The organism is Rhizobium sp. RM (genome assembly GCF_013390595.1).
Lineage (GTDB): Bacteria > Pseudomonadota > Alphaproteobacteria > Rhizobiales > Rhizobiaceae > Agrobacterium.
Genome location: NZ_JACAWV010000022.1, coordinates 949318 through 972352 on the forward strand (window position 1 = coordinate 949318; position 23035 = coordinate 972352).

21 protein-coding genes are annotated in these 23035 nt (G+C 58.2%); 12 read left to right on the forward strand and 9 right to left on the reverse strand.

The features are described 5' to 3' along the window. Positions 1-330: 330 nt before the first annotated feature. Both HWX89_RS21155 and HWX89_RS21160 read left to right on the forward strand, forming a co-directional pair. On the forward strand, positions 331-792 hold the full coding sequence (locus HWX89_RS21155) for a tRNA (cytidine(34)-2'-O)-methyltransferase (protein ID WP_138791102.1): 462 nt from the start codon (positions 331-333) through the stop codon (positions 790-792). 145 nt (positions 793-937) lie between these two features. Continuing rightward, positions 938-2590, forward strand: a complete 1653-nt coding sequence (locus tag HWX89_RS21160) for a Na/Pi cotransporter family protein (RefSeq protein WP_138791103.1) — start codon at positions 938-940, stop codon at positions 2588-2590. Positions 2591-2592: 2 nt separating this feature from the next. On the opposite strand, the gene HWX89_RS21165 is transcribed toward HWX89_RS21160, so the two are convergent. Continuing rightward, the gene (locus HWX89_RS21165) at positions 2593-2865 is read right to left on the reverse strand and encodes a hypothetical protein (protein ID WP_138791104.1); all 273 of its coding nucleotides are present in this window, start codon (positions 2863-2865) and stop codon (positions 2593-2595) included. A 230-nt stretch (positions 2866-3095) separates the two neighbouring features. Between HWX89_RS21165 and hemF the strand changes: the two genes are divergently transcribed. The 3 genes from hemF (at position 3096) to HWX89_RS21180 (ending at position 4783) form a co-directional block, all read left to right on the forward strand. After that, entirely contained in the window at positions 3096-4007 is a 912-nt protein-coding gene (hemF, locus tag HWX89_RS21170; RefSeq protein WP_138791105.1) for an oxygen-dependent coproporphyrinogen oxidase, read from the forward strand. A gap of 122 nt (positions 4008-4129) precedes the next feature. After that, entirely contained in the window at positions 4130-4399 is a 270-nt protein-coding gene (locus HWX89_RS21175) for a hypothetical protein (protein ID WP_138791106.1), read from the forward strand. A 198-nt stretch (positions 4400-4597) separates the two neighbouring features. Further along, positions 4598-4783, forward strand: coding sequence for a DUF1059 domain-containing protein (locus HWX89_RS21180; RefSeq protein WP_138791107.1), 186 nt, complete (start codon positions 4598-4600; stop codon positions 4781-4783). A 94-nt stretch (positions 4784-4877) separates the two neighbouring features. Here HWX89_RS21180 and HWX89_RS21185 read toward each other — a convergent pair whose 3' ends face one another. The 3 genes from HWX89_RS21185 to HWX89_RS21195 are packed head-to-tail and all read right to left on the reverse strand — an operon-like array spanning position 4878 to position 7380. Next, positions 4878-6134: a CCA tRNA nucleotidyltransferase gene (locus HWX89_RS21185; RefSeq protein WP_138791108.1), complete on the reverse strand. Its 1257-nt coding sequence runs from the start codon at positions 6132-6134 to the stop codon at positions 4878-4880. Continuing rightward, positions 6131-6760, reverse strand: a complete 630-nt coding sequence (locus HWX89_RS21190) for an NUDIX hydrolase (RefSeq protein ID WP_138791109.1) — start codon at positions 6758-6760, stop codon at positions 6131-6133. Before HWX89_RS21190 ends, HWX89_RS21185 begins: the two co-directional genes overlap by 4 nt. After that, positions 6757-7380 carry a DUF1285 domain-containing protein gene (locus HWX89_RS21195; RefSeq protein ID WP_138791110.1) on the reverse strand — a complete coding sequence of 208 codons (624 nt, stop codon included), beginning with the start codon at positions 7378-7380 and terminating at the stop codon, positions 6757-6759. Before HWX89_RS21195 ends, HWX89_RS21190 begins: the two co-directional genes overlap by 4 nt. A 148-nt stretch (positions 7381-7528) precedes the next feature. On the opposite strand from HWX89_RS21195, the gene HWX89_RS21200 reads away from it, so the two are divergent. The 5 genes from HWX89_RS21200 to HWX89_RS21220 all read left to right on the forward strand — a co-directional run bounded on the left by HWX89_RS21200 (position 7529) and on the right by HWX89_RS21220 (position 14887). After that, on the forward strand, positions 7529-8539 hold the full coding sequence (locus HWX89_RS21200) for an AAA family ATPase (protein ID WP_138791111.1): 1011 nt from the start codon (positions 7529-7531) through the stop codon (positions 8537-8539). A 28-nt stretch (positions 8540-8567) separates the two neighbouring features. Continuing rightward, positions 8568-9482, forward strand: coding sequence for a DUF58 domain-containing protein (locus HWX89_RS21205; RefSeq protein WP_138791112.1), 915 nt, complete (start codon positions 8568-8570; stop codon positions 9480-9482). Continuing rightward, positions 9479-12286: a DUF4159 domain-containing protein gene (locus tag HWX89_RS21210; RefSeq protein ID WP_138791113.1), complete on the forward strand. Its 2808-nt coding sequence runs from the start codon at positions 9479-9481 to the stop codon at positions 12284-12286. The genes HWX89_RS21205 and HWX89_RS21210 overlap by 4 nt, the downstream gene beginning before the upstream one ends. Position 12287: 1 nt before the next feature. Next, positions 12288-14369, forward strand: coding sequence for a hypothetical protein (locus HWX89_RS21215; RefSeq protein ID WP_138791114.1), 2082 nt, complete (start codon positions 12288-12290; stop codon positions 14367-14369). A 104-nt stretch (positions 14370-14473) separates the two neighbouring features. Next, on the forward strand, positions 14474-14887 hold the full coding sequence (locus tag HWX89_RS21220) for a GNAT family N-acetyltransferase (RefSeq protein ID WP_138791115.1): 414 nt from the start codon (positions 14474-14476) through the stop codon (positions 14885-14887). 20 nt (positions 14888-14907) lie between these two features. Here the strand turns inward: HWX89_RS21220 and HWX89_RS21225 are convergent, their stop codons facing one another. Together HWX89_RS21225 and HWX89_RS21230 are read right to left on the reverse strand one after the other, a co-directional pair. Continuing rightward, positions 14908-16221, reverse strand: coding sequence for an MFS transporter (locus tag HWX89_RS21225; protein ID WP_138791116.1), 1314 nt, complete (start codon positions 16219-16221; stop codon positions 14908-14910). A gap of 81 nt (positions 16222-16302) precedes the next feature. Then, positions 16303-16872 carry a GNAT family N-acetyltransferase gene (locus HWX89_RS21230; protein WP_138791117.1) on the reverse strand — a complete coding sequence of 190 codons (570 nt, stop codon included), beginning with the start codon at positions 16870-16872 and terminating at the stop codon, positions 16303-16305. A 293-nt stretch (positions 16873-17165) separates the two neighbouring features. On the opposite strand from HWX89_RS21230, the gene HWX89_RS21235 reads away from it, so the two are divergent. Beyond that, a complete protein-coding gene (locus tag HWX89_RS21235) occupies positions 17166-18158 on the forward strand; it encodes a glutathione S-transferase family protein (protein WP_138791118.1) in 993 nt (330 codons plus the stop codon). Here HWX89_RS21235 and HWX89_RS21240 read toward each other — a convergent pair whose 3' ends face one another. Beyond that, on the reverse strand, positions 18159-18635 hold the full coding sequence (locus HWX89_RS21240) for an NUDIX domain-containing protein (RefSeq protein ID WP_178340890.1): 477 nt from the start codon (positions 18633-18635) through the stop codon (positions 18159-18161). It abuts the gene before it with no gap. 81 nt (positions 18636-18716) lie between these two features. Between HWX89_RS21240 and HWX89_RS21245 the strand changes: the two genes are divergently transcribed. After that, positions 18717-19670, forward strand: coding sequence for a metallophosphoesterase family protein (locus HWX89_RS21245; protein WP_138791120.1), 954 nt, complete (start codon positions 18717-18719; stop codon positions 19668-19670). 103 nt (positions 19671-19773) lie between these two features. On the opposite strand, the gene leuA is transcribed toward HWX89_RS21245, so the two are convergent. Both leuA and HWX89_RS21255 read right to left on the reverse strand, forming a co-directional pair. Then, positions 19774-21483, reverse strand: coding sequence for a 2-isopropylmalate synthase (leuA, locus tag HWX89_RS21250; protein ID WP_138791121.1), 1710 nt, complete (start codon positions 21481-21483; stop codon positions 19774-19776). Between the two features lie 301 nt (positions 21484-21784). Then, a complete protein-coding gene (locus HWX89_RS21255) occupies positions 21785-22969 on the reverse strand; it encodes a benzoate/H(+) symporter BenE family transporter (protein WP_138791122.1) in 1185 nt (394 codons plus the stop codon). Between the last annotated feature and the right edge of the window lie 66 nt (positions 22970-23035).

Consider the following 23035-nt stretch of genomic DNA (forward strand, 5'->3'; position numbering starts at 1 on the left):
ATAGCGCCAACGACGAAGCGGGACAGTCTTGGAACGTGGCCGTGACAGCCACATGACGAATCAGGAAAAGGAAATTGCGGGTGGACCGCGAAGAAACACCTAAGCCAGCAGTGGCACGGCCATGGCTGGGAGGCGGTAGCGAATATTCATATGCATGGAAACCTCCCTCGGCTGGTGTTGAAGATGGCAGCTTTCTACCGCAAAAAACAGGGAAACGCCAGCCTATTGCCCGAAAAAAGTGCAAACGCATGATACTGCAGCCGTCCCTATGCCTTCCGTTACACCCAGGCCGTGTGTTAGTGCCTTGGGAAATAATGGAAAGACCAGAGAATGTCAGAGATCCGTATCGCTCTTTATCAGCCTGACATAGCGGGCAATACCGGAACCATCCTGCGCCTTGCCGCGTGCCTCGGCATCGGCGTCGACATCATCGAACCGGCAGGTTTCGACATTTCCGACCGCAATCTCAAGCGTGCAGGACTGGACTATATTGCTACGGCAGCCCTCACCCGCCATGTCACCTGGGAACGTTTCGAAGAATGGCGGGCTGAAAGCGGTCGACGGCTTGTCCTCGCGTCCACAAAGGCCGCTTTGCCTTACGCGAAAATCGCCTATCGACCCGATGATATTCTGCTCTTCGGACGAGAAAGTGCCGGCGTTCCCGACCATGTCCATGAAAAAGCCGACGAGCGTGTTATCATCCCGATGGTAGAAGGTCAGCGCTCGATCAACGTCGCCCTGTCTGCGGCAATGATCACTGGCGAGGCCATGCGTCAGACCGCCTGGGCCTGACAAACAGATTCCGGCATGACCGTTTTTCCTGAAAAACTGTCGCAACCCGACCTGTTTTTCAGACATTTACGGCGCTATACTCCTTAGCCGGACAATAAAATTCGCCTTCGCCAAGAGAACAATGGCGGATGCGAGGAGACGTTGAATGCAGTCCACAATTGTCATCATCAACCTTCTCGGCGCAGTTGCGCTGCTGCTTTTCGGCCTGGCTCAGGTCAAGGATGGCGTTACGCGCGCCTTCGGCATGAAGCTGAGAAGCGTGCTGTCGACTGGTACCCAGAACGGACCACGCTCGTTTTTTTCGGGATTTCTGGCGACCGTCGCATTGCAAAGCTCTACGGCAACCGCATTGACCGTCGCGTCCTTCGCCGAGCGCGACCTTATTCGCCCGCGCATGGCGCAGATTGTGCTCCTGGGCGCCAATGTTGGAACAGCCGTGACGGCTTGGATTGTCTCCGCAGGCGTCGAATGGCTTTCGCCTTTGCTGATTCTGACCGGCATCATCCTCAAAAAAGGCAGTTCAAACGCTCGTCAGGGCGGAGGCACGGCAGTCATTGGCATCGGCCTGATGCTTCTGTCACTTCATCTGTTAAGTGGCGCGACTGAGCCGATGCGCGCATCACCAGCACTCGCCGTCTTTATCAGCCTTCTCGATGGCGCATGGCCTGTGGCACTGATCTTTTCTGCAGTCCTGGCGTTCGCGTCCTCCTCCAGCCTTGCGGTTGTCGTCCTTATTCTTTCGCTTGCGGCGACGGGAACCCTATCGACCGGCCTCATTATCGTCCTCATCCTCGGCGCAAATCTCGGCGGCGCCATACCTCCGGTCATTGCCACCCTCTCCGCCCCGGCCTCGGCAAGGCGCATCACCATCGGCAATCTTGTCGTGCGCACCATCGGCTGCATTGTCGCCCTGCCCTTGGCGTCCTATGGCGCAACGTTGTTGCAGACGTTGCCGCTGTCGCCAGCGAAACTGCCTGTTGATGCTCACCTGATTTTCAACGTCATGCTGGCTGCATTGGCATGGCCCTTTTCCAGCGTCATTTCCGACCTGATGGCCAAAATGGTGCCGGATGACGCGAGAAACGATGACGGTCCAAGCTTCCTTGACGAACAGGCACTGGAAACGCCGGTCGTGGCGCTCGCGAATGCAACACGTGAAGTTCTCGGCGTTGGAGATACCATCGAACGCATGCTCATCCGTGCGGAAAATGCGTTCAAACACAATGATCTGGACCCGCTCAAGGAAATTTCAGCTCTGGAAAAACGGGTCGACACCCTACAGCAAGCGGTGAAAGTCTATCTTTCCAAGCTTGGGCGAAAGGGATTGGACGCCGATGATGCACGTCGATCGATCGCCATCATCGACTATGCGATCAATCTCGAACATATCGGCGACATCATCGAAAAAGGCCTGTGCGAGCAGATCCGCAAGAAAGTTCTGAACGGCTTTAAATTCTCTGAAGACGGCTATGGAGAATTGAAAACCCTGTTCGACATGACAATCGAGAACCTTCGTTCAGCGCAGAGCATTCTGGTCACAGGTGACTTTGATCTTGCGCGCCGCCTGATGGAAAGCAAGGTGGATATCCGTCATCTCGAAAAGCGGTCCTCTGCCCGCCATCTTGAGCGGCTGCGCGACGGTCTGGCGGAGAGCATGCAGACCAGTTCACTCCATCTCGATATGCTGCGCGACCTGAAGCGGATCAACGCCCATATCGTTTCGGTTGCCCATCCCATTCTGGATGAAAGTGGTGTTCTGATCGAAAGCCGCCTGCGTCACGCCGAGCCGCACGCCTGATGTCAATCGGCGGAAGGCAGTCGTCTCATGGTGAACTCGATGCGATCACCTTCAAGCTGCCGCCAGCTTTCGACTTCTGTCCAGTAAGCCGCTTTCGGAAACGCTTCAAACCATTCTCGCGCCTTCGCACGGGCCTCTTCGCGTCCGAGACAGAAGGTCTGACGAACGAACATGCCGTTCTTGGCCGTATCGAGACTTTCGCTTGCCTTTTCCTTGCGGTGGTTGGCAATCCTGCGCTTCAGCCCATCGAGGGGCGGTCCGGTAAATTTCGTCATGACATTCACCTGTGGCACCTTCACTCAGCAAGATAGTGCAAGCAAACTGACTTTACGAGTCGAGGTTTGCTTCGCCCGTCCGGCAAGAGCATTGAGTGCCCTCTTCGGCTTGCAAAGGAAGCACCGACATAATCTGCGTATCAGCGTTGCAGAAATCGATTCCGATTTCCGCACCTATGCTGTAGACGCAGCTTGTTTGAATAACCGACCACCATGACAGGAGAGTGGACATGGAACGGCCATCTTTGCCGAAGGGCTTGCCCGAAGACATCGAGGAAAAGAAGGCCGCTGCCCAGGCATGGTTCCAACACCTGCGCGACACCATCATCACATCTTTCGAGACGCTGGAAGACGATCTATCCGGCCCGCTATCCGATCAGGAACCGGGACGTTTCGTCCAGAAGCAGTGGTTGCGCGACAATGGCGCCGGTGGTGGCGGCATCATGTCGATGATGAACGGCCGCGTCTTCGAGAAAGTCGGCGTTCACACCTCAACCGTCTACGGGGAATTTTCTCCCGAGTTCCGCAAGCAGATACCAGGCGCCGAGGAAGATCCACGCTTCTGGGCCTCCGGCATTTCCTTGATCGCTCATCCTGTCAATCCAAACGTTCCAGCCGTTCACATGAACACCCGGATGGTCGTGACCTCCAGCCATTGGTTTGGCGGCGGCGCCGACCTGACCCCTGTTCTGAACCGTAGACGCACCCAGGACGACGCGGACAGCCAACTTTTCCACCGCGCCTTCGAGATCACCTGCAACCGTCACGCGGTCGCCGATTATCCGCGCTATAAGACCTGGTGCGACGAGTACTTCTTCTTGCCTCATCGCAATGAAGCGCGCGGCATTGGCGGCATATTTTTCGACTGGCTGCACCCGGATGAAGACAAAGGCGACTGGAACGCCAATTTCGCTTTCGTGCAGGATGTCGGCCGCGCCTTCAATCTGGTTTACCCGAAAATCGTTCGCGCCAACTTCAACCAACCGTGGACGGAAACGGACCGTGATGAGCAGTTGATTCGCCGTGGGCGCTACGTCGAATTCAACCTTCTCTACGACCGAGGCACGATTTTCGGCCTCAAGACCGGCGGCAATGTGGAATCGATTCTTTCGTCCCTCCCGCCTGTCGTGCGCTGGCCGTAAAAAGCTCACGAAATTTTGACGGTTGTCAGCCCTGCGACGAAAAAAACCGTAAATTAGGACTTATGGAAATATAAAGGCAGTGTTAGTCTCCTCCTCGCAGACGTACTGGAGGAGCTATCGTCATGATTACTTCGAACAGCATGCCTATGTCCTCTTCCCGCAAGGAAGAGCAAAATTCCATTGAAACTCCGGAACTGATCGAACGCCTAGCCGCAGAAATGCGCGCCAGCGGCGACCGTGAGCTGCCGATTTCGTTCTATGTTGATCAGGTGAAACGCACCCTCGCCAGAGAGCGCGTGACAAACCAGGTCGCTAACGACGAGCCGGCTCTCGCGAAGGTTCCGGCCGCCAGCACATCATCCGTGTTCCAGTGCTGGGCAATGCCTGAATAAAGCCGGCTCTCGGCGGGAACCCGGAACCGAACCGGGAAAAGTTCGTTTCAGTCATACCATACCGCACAGAAAACAGAGGTGTTCCTGACGGGATGGTTACGCAGGCAAGTGGAGCGTTTCCAACGAGATGCTCCACAGGGACAACGAAGCTCCTGGCAGTGCACGCGTTGTCCCTGGTCATTACAGGGAGGTACGACCATGCGGTTGTTTGAATGCGGAACGCTTGTTCCCGGCTGCGGCTGGCACACGCGCGCAGAAGACGATGCGGAAGTGGTTCGTCGCACGGTAGAGCACATGAAAACGGCTCATGGCGAAACAGTGATCCGCGAAAACATGATCGAAAACATCAAGGCGCGCATTCGCAACGAAGCCAACGCGGCTTGATTTTGGCGCAGTCGGAAACGACCTCAGCCAAAACACGTCAACACAGTCCAGTCGTGCCGCCATCCGAAGATCGCGGCACGATTTGTTTTTAACGTCAGTTCTCGACCATATCTTTCAGCCGAGCGGTAAGCGCCGACCGGTCTAGAGCGAAATTGACCTCGATCCATTTGTCCTCGAGGCTTTTCAGCACTTCTCCGACTTTGGGACCCGCAGCAATGCCCGCTGCCATCACGTCCGCACCCCTCAATGGAAAATTCGGCTTCTGGAATTTTTCTGCACGCGCAAGCAGTGTCGAGAGACGCGCGACCTTCTGCATAGCGGCCTCACCTGCGGACAGATCGGCACGGGCTGACGCGAGCGCCAGCTTGAGCCGAGCTTTCACACCATCGACACCTTGACGGTAAAGCAGACGATCAAGTGCCGTCTCCTTCATATCGGAATCGACTGCAGGCGCACTGGCCCAATGATTGAGGAATGCGGCTTCGGCTTTTGAGAGCCGCAAACGACTGGCGAGCGTAGTCAGCCTTTCACCATCCGGTGGTACAATGGCGGCAAGCCGCAGCAATGGAACAGGCGCCCAGTTGAGCGCTTGTTCCGTAGCCACAAGGCCGTGAATGGCATCGATGCCCCATTTTTCCGTTTCCGGCAGCACTTCCGCCAACACACCGGACTGGCGCATCCACAAAAGCGCCCGCGACGGATCGGTCGCCGACAGCAGCTTCTTGATTTCACTCCAGACCCGCTCTGCGGAGAGCGTCTGCAGCTTGTCCTTGGCGCGCGCGCTGGCTCTGAGCCCATCGGCATCGGGACGGCCCGACCCGTAATGCGCAAAGAAGCGGAAAAAGCGCAGGATGCGCAGATAGTCCTCAGCGATCCGCGTCGCCGCATCACCAATAAACCGGACTGTTCCCGTCTCGATATCAGCAAGACCGCCGATCAGATCGATCACCGCTCCGCTGTGGTCGGCATAAAGGGCGTTGATCGTCAGATCACGTCGTTCTGCATCAGCCTGCCAATCGGTGCCAAACGCAACCTGCGCATGCCGGCCATTGGTTTCGACATCACGGCGCAATGTGGTGATTTCGAAGCCTTCACCGTCGATCACAAGCGTGACGGTACCATGCTCGATACCGGTCGGGACCGCCTTGATACCCGCAGCCTTCGCACGAGCAACCACCACATCCGGCGTCAATGTTGTCGCCATATCGACGTCGCCAACCGGCAAACCCATCAAGGCGTTGCGTACCGCACCGCCGACAACACGCACTTCGCCTCCGTCCGCATTCAAAAGCGCAAAGATGCGCTCCAATGCCGGTCTCTGAAACCAGTCTCGCCCGGCGACGCTGCTCATGCATAAAACCTTTCGTAGATTGTTCGTACGATGCCCGCGGTAATGCCCCAAATATAACGTTCGCCATAGGACATTTCGTAGAAAAAACGCTCCTTCCCCTGAAACATCCGGCTTCCGCGCGCATGATTTTCCGGGTCCATCAAAAAGGACATCGGCACTTCAAAGACATCGTCCACCTCGTCCGGGTTAAGCGTCAGGTGAAAACCCGGCTGTATGACGGCGAGCACCGGTTTGATGCGAAATCCCGTCCCGGTAATATAGTCTGGCAGACGTCCAACGGTTTCCACGTAGGATCGCGCCAGACCGATCTCCTCTTCGGCCTCACGCAACGCAGCATCTTCCGGCGTGCGGTCTTCGGCGTCGATACCGCCGCCCGGAAATGAAATCTGGCCGGAGTGCTTGCGCAGGGTTGCCGTCCGCTGGGTAAAGATCACCCGCGCATCATCCCCTTCATCGACCACGGGCACGAGAACGGCAGCATCCTTCAGCCGGATGCCGTTTCCCGAGAGAACGACACCCGGATTAAGCACATGGTCTCCAAGTTCCTGTTCGGCAACACCCTCACCGTCCCGCAGCACGCGCCGACGGAAATCGTTTGCCGAAAAGTCCAATATCTTCAAAGTCATTGCGAAAGTGCTTCCAGTTCATCTGCCGGCATCACGGCAAAAACGCTTTTGCCCGAACGGACCGCAAACATGGCGCGACCATCCATATCCACAATCTCGCCGCATGCGACCAGATCATACATCACCGCACGCGACACCAGTGCTTCGAGCCTTCCACGCACCAGAATATACGGTTTCAGCTCGTTGTTTTCGCCAGCGATTTCAAATCGCAGCGGATGGTCCTCGCCGATCTCCACCACGTCGCCTACATTGGTGCGAAACGCCAGGCGTGGCTCACCCTCCTTTTCAGTCACAATCATCTCGACCGCTATGAAAGGTGCGTCGGCCACCTTTATGGCGACTTTTTCCACAGGTGTTACGAGATAGGTCTGACCGTCCTCATCCTTGCGCAAAACGGTCGAAAATAACCGCACCAACGGCGCTCGTCCGATCGGCGTTCCCATGTAAAACCATGTCCCGTCGGCACGGATTTCCATGTCGATATTCCCGCAAAACGGCGGGTTCCAGCGCTCGACCGGCGCAGGCCCACGCTTGGCGTCACCTGTCTGCTCCGCGGCGCGGGAAATCATGGCCGCCAGCCCCGCTGCATCGCCCGCCGAATGAATTGTTTCCAGTGCCATATTCGAGTCTCGCTTTGCCGATAAGGAAACATTAGGCTGTGTAAGTCACGAGATAGTCATTCTGATGGTGCTTGTCAGCGGGCAAGAGAGCAATAAGCTATATGCAGTGCGAAATCCGTGCCGGAGCGAAGGTTTTGAGGAGAACGACATGGGCGTGATGAATACCGGCGAAACCCTCGACGAAAAAGCCATCGTCGCTGCCGCCGAAAAGGCGTTGTCCGATATAGCTGCGATCCGAGCGGAGGTGTCCAAAGTCATCTTCGGCCAGGAAAAAGTTGTCCAGAATACGCTTCTTGCCATTCTTTCAGGCGGACACGCCCTGCTCGTCGGCGTTCCCGGCCTCGCCAAGACAAAACTCGTCACCACGCTCGGCACCGTTCTTGGCCTTGATGCGAACCGCATTCAGTTCACGCCTGACCTTATGCCATCCGATATTCTCGGTTCTGAAGTGATGGATCAGGACGAAAACGGCCGCCGCTCTTTCCGCTTCATCAAGGGGCCGGTCTTTGCCCAGCTTCTGATGGCCGACGAAATCAACCGTGCCAGCCCGCGCACGCAATCGGCGCTGCTGCAGTCCATGCAGGAATACCACATCACGGTTGCCGGCCAGCATTACGACCTGCCCAAGCCCTTCCACGTTCTTGCCACCCAGAACCCTCTGGAGCAGGAAGGTACCTATCCGCTGCCGGAAGCCCAGCTTGACCGCTTTCTGCTGCAGGTCGATGTCGACTATCCAGATCTTGCCGCAGAGCGCCAGATTCTTCTCGACACCACCGGTATGGCTTCCGGAGAAGCCCGCCGCATGATCGATGCGGAACGGCTGATGGATATTCAGACACTCATCCGGCAGATGCCTGTCAGTGACAAGGTTGTGGATGCCATTTTGTCGTTGGTTCGGTCCGCGCGGCCGGGGCATGGCAACAAATTGACCGACAAGAACGTTGCATGGGGACCGGGTCCGCGTGCCGGACAGTCTCTCATGCTGACGGCCCGTGCCCGGGCACTCTACGAAGGCAGGCTGGCGCCGTCACTCGATGATATCTACGCGCTGGCTGAACCTGTGCTGGAGCATCGTATGGCACTGACATTCGCGGCCCGCGCAGAGGGTATGTCGGTCCGTGATGTGATCGCTGCACTGGTAGAGCAGGCAAGGGACTAAAACGCCGGATTGTTAAAAAGGAGCGCATGTGGCGTCCATCGGCCAGATCGTAAAGCAGACACCCGGAGCCGAGGTATTGGCGCGCGCCCAGCAACGCGCAGCCCTTGTTCCCGATTGCATGGTGGAAGCGCGGCGTATCGCGAATACCGTCATAGCCGGCTGGCACGGACGCCGCAAACGCGGTGTCGGTGAGAATTTCTGGCAGTTCCGCCCCTACGCGGAAGGTGAAAGCCTGTCGCGGATCGACTGGCGGCGTTCGGCCCGCGACGATCATACCTATGTGCGCGAGCGGGAGTGGGAAGCGGCGCATACCATCTGGCTCTGGGCCGATATGTCACCGTCGATGATGTATAAATCGACGCTCGGCACTGTCTCCAAGGAAAGCCGCGCGCTGGTTCTGATGCTGGCGCTGGCGGAAATTCTCGCCAGATCTGGAGAGCGCATCGGGTGTCCCGGCATCATGGAGCCGGTTTCGGCCAGAAACGCAGCGGAGCGCCTCGCCACCGCCATCATGCACGCACCGGTGACGAATGGTCTGCCTGAAACAGGCATGATCCGTGGCGCCAGCGATATCGTTCTGATCGGTGATTTTCTCGATGATGCGGCAAGCGTCATGGAACGCATCTCGCCGCTGGCGCGCCGAAGCCTTCGCGGCCATGTCGTCGAAATCGCCGATCCTGCAGAGGAGATGTTCCCCTATTTCGGCCGTACAGAATTTACGGACCCGGAAACGGGAGAGAAACTCGTAGCCGGCCGGGCCGAAACGATCCGTGAGGACTACACCCGAGCGTACCTCGCCCGCCGCGAAGCCTTGTCGTCATCGCTGCGTCGTCTCGGCTGGAACTTCGTCTTCCACCGCACTGACCATCTCGCCTCCGAAGCGCTTGTCGCCGTCCATATGTATCTGTCCGGATCTCCGGCGGAAGGCGGTGGTCGTCGATGAGCTTTCTGCCGTTCGTTTTTTCCAGTCCCTACATTCTCTTCGGTCTTCTGGCGCTGCCAGCCATATGGTGGTTGTTGCGGCTCACTCCGCCACGTCCGAAGGCGGAAATCTTTCCGCCGTTGAAAATCCTCGCCACCGTGCTGAAGCGGGAAGAAACGCCCTCGAAAAGTCCGTGGTGGCTGACGCTGCTGCGCATGGCTTTGGCCGCGGCTGTTATTCTCGCGCTGGCCGATCCCGTGATGAACCCGCGTAACAATACGCTGGCGGGCACTGGACCTCTGGTGATGGTCGTCGACAACAGTTGGGCGGCGGCGCCGGATTGGGATCGCCGTGTCGAAACCGCAAAAGCCTTGATTGGCGATGCGGAACGGGCCGAACGGCCGGTGTCGATCAGCTTCACCGCGGATGCAGACCATGATGCCGTCCCCTCAACGACGGCTGTTGCGCTGGAGAAACTTGCGGCAGCAAGGCCGAAACCTTTGGTACCGGATCGAACGCGGACAGCCGAGGCCGTGACCGAAGCGCTGAATGGCACGACGCCAGGCACACTTGTCTATATCGCCGACGGTGTGGCAACACCGCAGGACGAAACGGCACTTGCAACATTTGCTAGCCTATCACCTGCCGAGTTTCGTTTTGTCGAAGGTGACGGCAATAACGTTACGGCCATTACTGCCGCGACCAACAATGCCGATGCAATGAGCGTGATCGTCTCGCGGCTCAAAGCCTCATCGCCGGAGCGTCTGGTTGTCAATGCACAGGACAGCCAGGGCCGTATTCTCGCGAACGGCGTTGCAGATTTCGCCGTAGGAAATGCCGAGACAACGGCAACCGTAGAAGCGCCCTTCGAACTGCGCAATGACTTTGCGCGCCTCTCCCTTGAGGGCGTCTCGACCGCCGGTTCAGCGCATCTTCTCGATGACGGCTTCCGTCGCCGCCGTGTTGCGCTGCTTGCTGGAGAAACCGGCAACGACTTCCAACCGCTCCTGCAGCCACTCTATTATATCAGCCGCGCCCTCCAGCCCTATGCGGATTTGATCCCGCAAAGGCAAGCTGATCTCTCGCAGGCAATTCCGGAAATTCTGCAGTCAAATCCGTCAGTGATCGTTATGGCGGACATCGGTCGTTTACCGCAGGAAACCTACGAGCCGATGCAGAGCTGGCTTGCAGGTGGTGGCACGCTGATCCGGTTCGCGGGACCGCGTCTTGCCGCTGCCCCGGCAGACGATCCTTTGGTTCCCGTTACGCTTCGTCAGGGTGAACGCGCGCTCGGCGGTGCACTTTCCTGGGCCGAGCCGCAGCCGCTGGCCGATTTCCCCAATTTCGGCGCCTTTGCAGGCATGCCGAAAGCCGACGGCATCCTTGTCAAACGGCAGGTTCTTGCAGAGCCGACGCCTGACCTTGCCGAACGCACATGGGCAAGCCTCGCCGACGGCACGCCGCTCGTGACAACGCGCAATATCGAAGCCGGGCGCATCGTTTTGTTCCATGTCAGCGCTGAAGCAAGCTGGTCGGACCTGCCGATCTCCGGTCATTTCGTCGAGATGCTTCGCCGCATCGTCCAGCTATCACAGGCAGGCGGCGCATCGGCCTCCGCCAATGCGCCTGCAGCAGCTTTGCCGCCCTATCGCCTGCTGACGGCAGAGGGCGCATTGTCGGCGGAAATCGGCTCTGCCCGCCCGCTTGAAATCCGCGCTGGACAGCAACCGCGTACAGGTTTCGACAACCCACCTGGCCTTTATGGTACGGAGGACGGCTTCGTGGCGCTCAATCTTCTTCCCGCCGGAGCAACGCTTCGTCCAATGAACACGACGCCTGCGGGAGCATCGACGACTGAGGCACTGGTTGGAGAAACGGCAAAATCGCTACGCCCCGCCTTGTTCATCGCCGCCTTTCTCATGCTGGTGGCAGACAGCCTGATCGTGCTTTTCATGAACGGCGCTTTCGCGCGTTTCCCCAAGACACGTGGCTCAGCCGCCGCCGTCGTGCTTCTTGCCTTATCAGGCCTCGCCACCCTTTCGCCGCAACAGGCGCGTGCTGACGATCCCAAATCCGGTGACGAACAGATCTTCGAACGCCTGGACACGACCCATCTCGCTTATGTCCGCACCGGCGAGGATGACGTGGATCGCATCTCGGAACAGGGATTGCAGGGTCTGAGCGAGTTCCTGACCTGGCGCACGACGCTGGAACCCGGCCAACCGGTCGGCCTCGATATCTCAAAGGACGAATTGTCCTTCTATCCGATTATCTATTGGCCTGTGTCCGCGACCGCCCCCATGCCCTCCAGCGCCGCTATTTCACGGATCGACGCTTATATGCGGGCGGGCGGAACCGTCTTGTTCGACACGCGCGACCAGTTCTCGTCGCTCGACAATGGCAATTCGACGCCCAATGGTGAACGCCTGCAGGCCATTCTCGCCAATATCGATATTCCACCGCTGGAACCGGTGCCGGAAGACCATGTTCTGACGCGTTCTTTCTACCTGCTCACCAATTTCCCGGGGCGCTACAATGGCTCACCGCTCTGGGTCGAGTCCCGCCAGGGTGCTGCGAAGACAACCTCTGGCCTGTCTTCATCGGGCGATGGTGTGACGCCGATCATGATCACAGGCAATGATTTCGCCGGCGCATGGGCGATCGATCAGCAAGGTGCTCCCGTTCTGCCGACTGTGCCACCGGACGAACTGCAGCGTGAACACGCCTTCCGTTCCGGCGTCAACATCATGATGTATATGCTGACCGGCAACTACAAGGCTGACCAGGTTCACGTTCCGGCCCTACTCGAACGACTGGGGCAATGAGATGAACCTGACCTTCGCCCCCTTCTTGCCCTGGATCGTAATTGCCGTTCTTGCTGTTGCCGCGCTGGCGCTCGCCGTTATCGGCCTGTGGCGTGGTGTTCGCGGTGCATGGCTGCGCGGGCTGGCGCTCGCCGCTCTTTTGCTTGCCATCGCCAATCCGCTTCTGACCAACGAAGAACGTGAGCCGCTCTCGACCATCGTTCCCGTCATCGTCGATCGTTCGCAAAGCCAGGACGTGCAGGACAGGCCACAGATGACGGATCAGGCTCTTGCGAGCCTGCGTGATCGCCTGTCGCGTTTTCCACGCATTGAACCCCGCATCGTCGAAGTGCGTGACGATGCCGAAAGTGATGCCCCGGCGACGCAGCTCTTCTCGGCTCTTTCTTCTGCCGTCTCGGACGTATCGCCGTCTCGCATCGGCGGCGCAATTTTCCTCAGCGACGGACAGATCCACGATATTCCGAATGCCTCGCCGAACGCGGAGCAGGCACTCGGCTTCCGCGCTCCGATACATGGTCTGATTACCGGTAAGGCCGATGAATTCGATCGCCGTATCGAAATCGTCCGCGCCCCCCGCTTCGGCATCGTCAACGAAGAACAGCAACTGACCTTCCGCGTTTTCGACGACGGCCGTTCGCAAGGCGGCTCCGCCGAGGTGACGGTGAAGATGAACGGTGAGGAAATCGCGACGCTACAGGCCACGCCCGGTCAGCCGACGCCGTTCAGCTTCCGGGTACCGCGCGGCGGCAACAATGTCATGGAGTTCTCGGTCGCAGGCCTTCCCGGCGAGGTGACAACCGCCAACAACCGCGCCGTTCATCTGATCGAAGGCATTCGTCAGAACCTGCGTGTGCTGCTCGTTTCAGGAGAACCTCACGCAGGCGAACGCGCCTGGCGCAATCTTCTCAAATCCGACGCCTCCGTCGATCTCGTGCATTTCACCATTCTCCGCCCACCGGAGAAACAGGATGGTACGCCGATCAACGAACTGTCGCTGATCGCCTTCCCCACTCGCGAACTGTTCGTGGAAAAGATCGAGGACTTCGATCTCATCATCTTCGATCGCTACCAGCATCGTGGCGTGCTGCCGATCCTCTATTATGACTACATCGCCCAATACGTCGAAAAGGGTGGTGCCCTGCTGATCGCGGCGGGTCCGGAACATGCCGGGCAGGATTCGATCGCCATGACGCCGCTTGCTTCCGTACTGCCAGCCCAGCCGACTGGACAAGTGCATCAGTCTGCCTTCTATCCGCGCCTTTCAGAAGCCGGCAAGAAACACCCCGTCACCCGTGGTCTGGATGGTTCCGGTGAAGAGCCACCGCATTGGGGCCGCTGGTTCCGCACCATCAGCGTCGACCCGCCGCAGGGCCAGACCGTGATGCTCGGCGACGGACAAGATCCGCTTCTCGTCCTCAACCGTCAGGGTGAAGGCCGCGTCGCGATGCTGTTGTCAGACCAGGGTTGGCTCTGGGCGCGCGGTTTCGAAGGCGGCGGCCCGCACGTTGCACTGTACCGGCGCATCGCGCACTGGCTCATGAAGGAACCGGAACTCGAGGAAGAGGCGCTGACAGCGCGCGCCAATGGCCGCACGCTGGAAATCACCCGTCAGACGATCGGTGACGATCCAGGCCAGGCCTCGGTTACCTTCCCGTCCGGCAAGACGGAAAACATGACCTTCACCAGCACCGAACCCGGTCTTTACAAGATCGAGCGGCGGATGGACGAAACGGGCCTGTTCGAAATCAAGAACGGTGATTTTACCACCCTCGTCCATGTCGGTGCAGTCGACGCGCCGGAGTTCAAGGCGATGATCTCCACCACCGAAACCCTGCGGCCGCTGGTGGATGCCACCAAGGGCAGCATTCATCGTGTCGCCGATAATTCAGGTCGCGTTGCACTTCCCGATATCCTGCCGGTGCGCGGGGATATCAGGGTCGCTGATGACGATCGCATGCTGATCCGCATGACCGATGAGACGGTCCTGAAGGGCGTGAATACGTTGCCACTCTTTGCAGGGTTTGCGGGCCTTGCTGCCCTCCTCCTTGCCTTCTCGGCGCTCTGGTGGCGCGAAGGCCGGTAAAACCGGCTTTCGCAAACAGCACATGACTCCCTATTCGCAATTGCGCGAGACGCAGGGATGGTTCATTTCCTCTTCCGTGAAGACAATTCCACGGAAGGCCGAAAATGGATTTTATCTTGAGCGACGTCGCGGATGCGGAAGCCGAAAAGGCGATTCGTGACCCGCTGGTGGCATATAATGTCGCCCGTTTTGGCGAGAGTGATCGGCGTGAGCTCCTCATCACCATCCGCAACGATGACGGCACCGTAACCGGCGGCCTCGTTGGGTACACCGGTCGCGGCTGGCTTTATGTGCAGTTGCTGTTCGTGCCCGAAGATATGCGCGGACAGGGAACAGCTCCCAAACTTCTCGCCATGGCCGAGGAAGAGGCAAAAAACCGTGGTTGTATAGGTGCTTACATCGACACGATGAATCCCGACGCTCTCAGGCTCTACGAGCGCTCGGGTTTCACCAGGATCGGTGCGCTCTCACCGCTTTCCAGTGGCCAGTCGATTACCTGGCTTGAAAAGCGGTTCTAGGCGATCTCGCGTAGCGGAGCTTATGCGAGCGCTGTGCGTCGCGTTTCGGCATTGATCCTTGTTGCCGCGATTGCTGCCAAGACCAGAAGCCCCGCAAAAATCCCCACAGCAAAACCGAAGCCCTGTGCAATGGCATAGCCAAGGATCGAAGGCGCCATAAGCCCGCCGAGACGCGCCATGGCTCCAGCAGCCCCCATGCCGGTGGCGCGGGATTCGGTCGGATAGAGCTCCGGCGTATAAGCGTAGAGTGCTCCCCACGTGCCAAGCAGGGCAAAACTCATGATAAGCAGTGAAGCACCGACCATCAGGCTGCTGGGTGCTACCGTAAACAACAGGCAGCCGAGTGCGGAAAGCAGGCAGAAGCCGATGAGAGTCGGCTTGCGTCCCCATTTTTCGACACCGTACGCGGCAAGCGCGTAACCGGGGATCTGCGCCAGAGCCACCAGCACGAGGAACCCATACCCGCGCACGAAACCGAAGCCATCGCCAGCAAGACGTGCCGGCATCCATGTAAAGATGCCGTAATATGAGACGGAGACAAGAAACCAGATCGCCAGGATCATGATGCTGCGTTGCCTCAGCGCGGGCGAAAAGACACCTTGGCCCTTTACCGCCTCCGGTTGGACAAGACGCGTTCCAAAGTCCAGAAGCGGCTTGCCGTTTGCCTCGAGCATCCGGTTCACCACCTCTTTCGCCTCATCCAGGCGGCCGCTTCGCAACAGGTAAAGCGGTGATTCGGGAACCAGAAATCGCAAACCAAAACCCAAAATCGCCGGAACGGCCGTCACCACGAAAATGTAACGCCAGGCATCAAGGACGCCAGCCAGGCTCGCAGCCCAAGCAGCCAGGGCAACGATCAGCGTGCCGATGGCCCAGAACCCTTCGAGCAGAACAAGCCAGCGGCCGCGATTTTTCGCTGGCAGGAATTCGGCCATCATCGCGTAATCCACCGGCAAGGTGCCGCCAACGGCAGCGCCGGTCAAAAAGCGTAGCACCAGCAGAATGGTGAAATCCGGTGAGAAGGCAGACAATAGACCGAACACGGCATCGCATGCCACCGTGACGATCAGAACCCGGCGACGGCCGTAACGATCGGCCAGGCGCCCGAAAACGGCCGCGCCAATCAGCATGCCAAGAAAAAACGCTGTACCGGTCTGCAACGCCTGCGGAACAGTCAAACCAAAAGTTGCTGCAATGGAGGCCGCAGTAAACCCGACCGCCAGAACCTGCATGGCATCCGCCGTCCAGACGAGGCCAAAGATGCCCATCAACCGCCGCTGATACGAACCTGCTCCCGCCCGCTCCAGCGCCTCATTCATTGTGATCGCCGTCATCCTGCTCCCCTCGCCGAAATCGACATCAGATTGCTAGGTTGCGGTTGGTGAACGGTCAAGTACAGGGACTGAGATTTACGTTCAGGCGTAAGCCCGCAGCGGCTCTTCGAAGGCTTCGCTGTCCGTCTCGGACTCTGCCATGACGGCATCACATTTGCGCCAGCCAATCTTGCCCTTCAGCCGCTGATGCACATCCGTGCCAAGCGGCACGACCAGCACCCTGTTGGGATCGACAGGTCCGGGGAAATCCAAGGCGGCGTAAGCGACCTTTTCGAAACCGAGCGGCATGTAATACGGCGGGTCACCAATCAGGATAACCGCTTCAGAACCCTTGCGTTTCGCCGCAGCAATGGCAATCCGCACCAGCTCCCGTCCAATACCCATGTTCTTGTGCGACGGCCGTACGGCAAGAGGCCCAAGCATGTGGCCTTTCACGTCGCCGGCAAGAACAGGTGTCATCCGCACTGAAGCGATCGTTTCACCATCATCGGCGCAGATGAAAGACAGCAGCCGGTCATGTGGACCCTGCTCACGAATACGCGCAGCAGCCCGTGTGTGACGGCCCGGGCCAAAGGCTTCTTCGTTGATGATTTCGATGATGGCGTCGTGCGACGCGTCCTCTGTGAGGTAGACCAGTTCGTGTTTGGACATGAAGAGACCGAAACTTCCAGAATGCTGATATGACAATAGATGACGGCTGCGCCGGTTAAGGCGTTCAGGAGCGTCAGCGTCGTCGGAGCATCCGTGTTTCGATCATGGTCGATAATTTCCTCAGAATTATGAAAATCGCAATTATCAGGAAAATTTCCGATCGTCCAGAACAAATATGACAAGTGATCCATTCTCCGACAATGATGCGGAAACGCATTGTTCACCGTGGCACGGATGCACATTCTGGTTGAAACGGCTAAGATTGGCGTGAGGAAACGTACAAGGAGACAATCATGGGCATGTTGGTGGAAGGCGTATGGCAGGACGTCTGGTACGACACCAAGGAAACCAAGGGGCACTTCAAGCGCAGCGCTTCGCAGTTCCGCAACTGGATCACGGCGAACGGTGCTCCAGGTCCCTCCGGCCACGGCGGCTTCAAGGCTGAGGCCGGCCGCTATCACCTCTACGTTTCTTTCGCATGCCCGTGGGCACACCGTACCCTGATCTTCCGCAAATTGAAGTCGCTTGAAGATCTCATTTCTGTTTCAGTCGTCGACCCGCTGATGCTGGAAAAAGGTTGGGAATTCAAACCCGAGAGCACTCGCACACCCGGCGCCACGCCAGACCATCTCTTTGGTTTTTCAGCGCTCTCGCAACTCTACACCAAGGCCGATCCCAAATATTCCGGTCGCGTCACCGTTCCCGTACTGTGGGATAAACAGACTGAAACGATCGTTTCCAATGAATCCGCAGAGATCATCCGCATGTTCAACAGTGCCTTCGACGGGCTGACGGGCAATACTGCGGATTTTTACCCCGAGGCACAGCGCGAAGACATCGATGCGCTGAACGCCCTGATCTACGACACCGTCAATAACGGCGTCTACAAGGCCGGCTTCGCCACTACGCAGGAGGCTTATCAGGAAAGCGTTGTGAAGGTGTTCGAGACACTCGATCTGCTGGAGGAGCGCCTGAGAGACCGTCGCTTCCTGTTCGGCTCAAGCCAGACCGAAGCGGACTGGCGGCTGTTCACTACACTCGTCCGTTTCGATCCTGTCTATGTCGGCCACTTCAAGTGCAACATACACCGCATCCACGACTATCCGAACCTGACGGGCTATCTGCGTGACCTCTACCGCACGCCGGGCGTGCCAGAGACGGTTGAGATGCGCCACATCAAGGAGCATTATTACCGCAGCCACCGCACCATCAATCCGACAGGGATCGTTCCCGTCGGACCGGAACTGGATCTGAATACGCCGCGTGAGCGGCACAGTCTTGGCTGATTACCAGTAATCGCTGAACGCCGCCTCGCCTGCGAGCTCCGCAAGGCGACGGCGAGTGGCGGGCGTTACACCGTCAGGCAATTCCGACAGTGCGAAAAAACCGCTTTCGACGATCTCGTGATCCGGTTTCTTCGGCGCGGTCTGCTCGACCTGCAAACGATAGAGAACCACATGGTCGCGGTTACTCCCTTCCGTGTTGAGGTAGAGATGCACCAGCTCGGGGCTTGAGACAGCCTTGAGATTTCCCTCTTCACGGATTTCCTTGTGAAGCGCCATCGCCACTGTCTCACCGCGTTCAACGCCGCCGCCCGGCAGGTACCAACCAGGCAGATAAGAGTGCCTGACGAGAAAAATCCGCCCCTCCTCATCGTAGCACGCGGCCCTGACACCAACGGTTGCACCGCGGGTGAACAGAAAAATGAAATGAAGCAGGCGTATCAACACCCGTGAATGGAACGGCCGCGTATCACGGGGCATTGTTTCTTGGTTCACTCGCGCTCTTCTCCGGCGTCAGGCTTTCATTGGACGCGCTGCATATCATAGGGTATCTCTGCCGCCATGTTCAAACTCGCGCATATTTCAGACATACATCTCGGCCCGTTGCCGAAGCTTACTTTCCGGGAACTGGCATCAAAACGCATCACCGGTTTTGTCAACTGGCATCGCAATCGCCGCAAGCATCTTTTCACCGATACGTTGGAAAAACTGCTTGATGATCTCGAGACGAAAGCGCCTGATCATTTGGCGATTACCGGTGATCTCGTCAATCTCGCCACCGGCATCGAAATCCGCGCCGCCGCCGACTGGCTCGAAGAGGTTGGCACGCCAGAAACAACCTCGGTCGTTCCCGGCAACCACGACGCCTATGTCTCAGGTGCACACGACAAGGCCATGCATGCCTGGTACCCCTATGTGCGCGGTGATGGCGATCCCGACGAATGGGACGAGGATCGCAAGATTTTCCCCTATATGCGCGTCCGCGGACCTGTCGCACTCATCGGCTGCTCTACCTCGATTGCAACACCACCATTTTCCGCGACGGGATATTTCGGCAACAGGCAGGCCCGTGCCACGGCAGACCTTCTGAAAAAGGCCGGCGAGATGGGCTTGTTTCGCGTCGTGATGATCCATCATCCACCGATCCGCGGAGCTGCGGCAACCCACAAGCGCATGATCGGCATTCGCCGGTTTGCAGGCGCGCTCGGTGTCGGCGGCGCAGAACTCGTGCTTCACGGTCATACCCATCTCAACACGGTCTACTGGCTGAACACCCACCATGGCCGCGACCATATTCCCGTTGTCGGGATCGCGTCTGCAAGCCAGGGCCCAGGTGGCGAAAAACCGCGTGCAGCCTACAATCTCTTTAACATTACGGGTGAAGCCGGGGCGTGGAACGTAACCTGTGAGCGCCACAGTCTCAACGAAGCCGCAACCGGAGTTGAGCTGGAAGATGTTCGCGTTTTTTACGAAAACGGTCGTCCACTGGGCTTTACCCGGCTGGATCGCGACTGACATCAGCCAGGGCCGCCACGCGGCTCTGACAGTGCCACATTTGTCATCCTCGCCTCAGCGGCGAGGATGAAGTTTAAGCCGCGTAAAAGGACTGGATCGGCTGTTACTTCGCCCGCTCTTCCAGAACGCGGTTGGCAGCGGATACGATGGCCTCCAGCGAAGCGCCAACGATGTTGGTGTTAACACCAGCACCGAACAGTTTTCCGCCAGGGTGCTCCATTTCGACATAGGCGATTGCCGACGCGTTGGAACCGTGCTGCAGGGAATGTTCGGAGTAGTCATTTACCGACAGATCGATGCCGAGGTAGACCGACAGCGCGTTGATGAAGCCATCAATCGGACCAGTACCCTTGCCCTCGATACGCTTGACCTCGCCATTGTCGGTAATTTCTGCTGCGACGACGCGTACACCCTTGAAATCACCTGCCGGGTAAGTGTGGTGATCCACGAATTTCAGACGTGCATTGGGCTGCGTGACGTAACGTTCCATGAAACGCTCATGGATACGCTTGGCGGGCAGCTCCACACCTTCTTCGTCGGTAATGCGCTGGATGTCTTCGCGGAACTCGACCTGCAGGTTGCGCGGCAGGTTCAAGCCGTAGTCCTGCTGGAGAATATAGGCGATGCCACCCTTGCCGGACTGCGAGTTGATGCGGATGATCGCCTCGTAGGAACGACCGACATCCTTGGGGTCGATCGGCAGGTAGGGCACTTCCCATACCGGATGATTGGCAACCTTGATGGCCTTCATGCCCTTGTTGATCGCGTCCTGGTGCGAACCGGAAAACGCCGTATAGACCAACTCGCCGACGTAAGGGTGACGTTCCGGGATCGTCATTTCGTTGGAATATTCATAGACGGACTTGATACGCTCGATATCGCGGCAATCCAGACCCGGATCGATGCCCTGCGTGTACATGTTCAATGCCAGTGTCACCACATCCACATTGCCGGTACGCTCGCCGTTGCCGAACAGCGTGCCTTCCACACGGTCAGCACCCGCCATCAGAGCCAATTCTGTTGCAGCGATGCCCGTGCCGCGGTCGTTGTGCGGATGCAGGGAGATGATGACATTTTCGCGGTTGTCGATGTTGCGGCACATCCACTCGATCTGGTCGGCATAGATGTTCGGTGTCGCCATCTCCACGGTGGACGGCAGGTTCAGGATGAGTTTGTTGTCGGCCGTCGGCTTTATCTCGGCGATCACGGCGTTGCAGATCTCCAGAGCCACGTCCAGCTCCGTGCCGGTGAAGCTTTCCGGCGAATATTCGAAGCGATAACCACCGCCGGCCTTGGCCGCCATATCGGTAATCATCTTGGCGGCATCGACGGCGATCTGCTTGATACCGGCAACATCCTTGCCGAACACGACACGGCGCTGCAACTCACTGGTGGAGTTGTAGAAGTGGATGATCGGGTTTTTCGCGCCTTCCAGCGCCTCGAAGGTGCGGGTGATCAGTTCAGGACGGCACTGCACCAGAACCTGCAGGGACACGTCATCCGGAACATTGCCTTCTTCCACGCACCAGCGGGCAAAATCGAAGTCAGTCTGCGAGGCAGACGGAAATCCGATCTCGATTTCTTTAAAGCCCATATCCAGCAGCAGCTTGAACATGCGCGCCTTGCGATCATGTCCCATTGGATTGACGAGTGACTGGTTGCCGTCGCGCAAGTCAACCGAACACCAGACAGGCGCCTTGGTGATGGTGTTGGAAGGCCAGGTACGGTCGGGAATGTTGATGGTCGGATAAGGGCGATACTTTACGTTCGCGTCCGGCATACCCTTGGAAACGGTGTTGGTCTTGGCGTCCATTGTCTTTGCTCCTTCCGCGTCCACGATGCTCGTCGGCTATCGGCGGATGCGTACCCCTTACGGGCCTAAATCATATCAAATGAGATTTCGAGTTGAGGAGCGTTCGCACCAGCGGGCTTTCGGCCGCCGGGCGCTCCTCACTGGACCCGGCAACCGCGTGTAAGGTCGAGGCTAAGAAGCGAGAGTGCACCGCACGGCGAAGCGTTCGCAGAAATCTGCGCCTTCATGCCGAAAAAGGTTGCGATGCAATTGGTCATTCCTGAGCTTATAAGCGGCGAAATATTCTGTTGCAAGAACAAGTTTAATTTTTCATTCGTTTCACGAAGCCGGTCAGAGCCATCATCAGCCCGCCCCCGAGAAGGCCCCAGAAAGCACCAGAGATCCCCGCGAAAGACAGGCCGGAAGCGGTAATCAGGAAGGTGATGGCAGCCGCCTCACGCGTCTCGGCATCCTTGAAAGCGGCAACCGCCGAACCGGAAAAAGCACCAACCAGCGCAAGGCCGGCAACGGCTTGAATGAGAATAGGCGGCGCAAGCGCCACGAATGCCGTCACCACACCAGCCAAGAGGCCAAGGATGATGTAACCGATGCCCGCGATAATCGCCGCCCAGTACCGTCGCTTCGGATCGGCATGGGCATCCTCGCCCGCGCACATGGCGGCGGTAATGGCCGCAAGATTGACAGCGTGGCCACCGAAAGGCGCCGATAGCAGAGAAAACAGGCCGGTGGTCGCAAACAACGGTCCAGGTTGCGGATCATAGTGATTGACTTTCAGGACGGCGATACCGGGAATGTTCTGCGATGCCATAGTGACGATGAACAACGGCAGCGCAATCGAAATGACCGCCTGCAGATTGAAGGTCGGCGTCACCCACTCTATCGGCGGCGCCAGCGACTGTGCCAGGCTGTCGAGTGCGCCTGCCGGGATCTCCACACCGAAAACCATCACCAGAACGAATGCGGCGAGTGCAGCCGGGACGGCATAAAGCCGCTTGAAAGCCCCAACCACGATCCAGGCAAGAATGATCGGCAGACCGAGCGCCGGGTTGAAACCAATGGCTTTGACAGGAGCAAAACACAGGCCGATGATCACGCCAGAAAGCATGGCGTTGGCAAGCGGCGCCGGGATCGAGGCCACCGCCCGACCAAGCGGCTTGAAAAGTCCAGCGATGATGATGAGCACTGCACAAATGATGAAAGCGCCCACGGCGGCGGGAAAGCCGCCATCGATCACACCGGTGGTGGCCAGAAGTGCGGCCCCCGGTGTCGACCACGCTATGCTGATTGGCAGTCTCGTCGAGACTGACAGAACGATGGCACAAAGACCCATGGCCACAGAAAGCGCCATCAGTGCGGATGCTGCCTCATAGTCCGTTGCACCGACACCTTTCAGCCCCTGCAGCACCACGGCGAAGGAACTGGCGAAACCGACAAAAGCGGTCAGGCAGCCCATGAACAGGCTCTGGACGGAGAGATCTTTCAGCATGGCGGGACTCGGATTTTTCGTCTGACCTGCAGATCAAAAAAAGCGGGCACTGGCAAGCCGCACTGA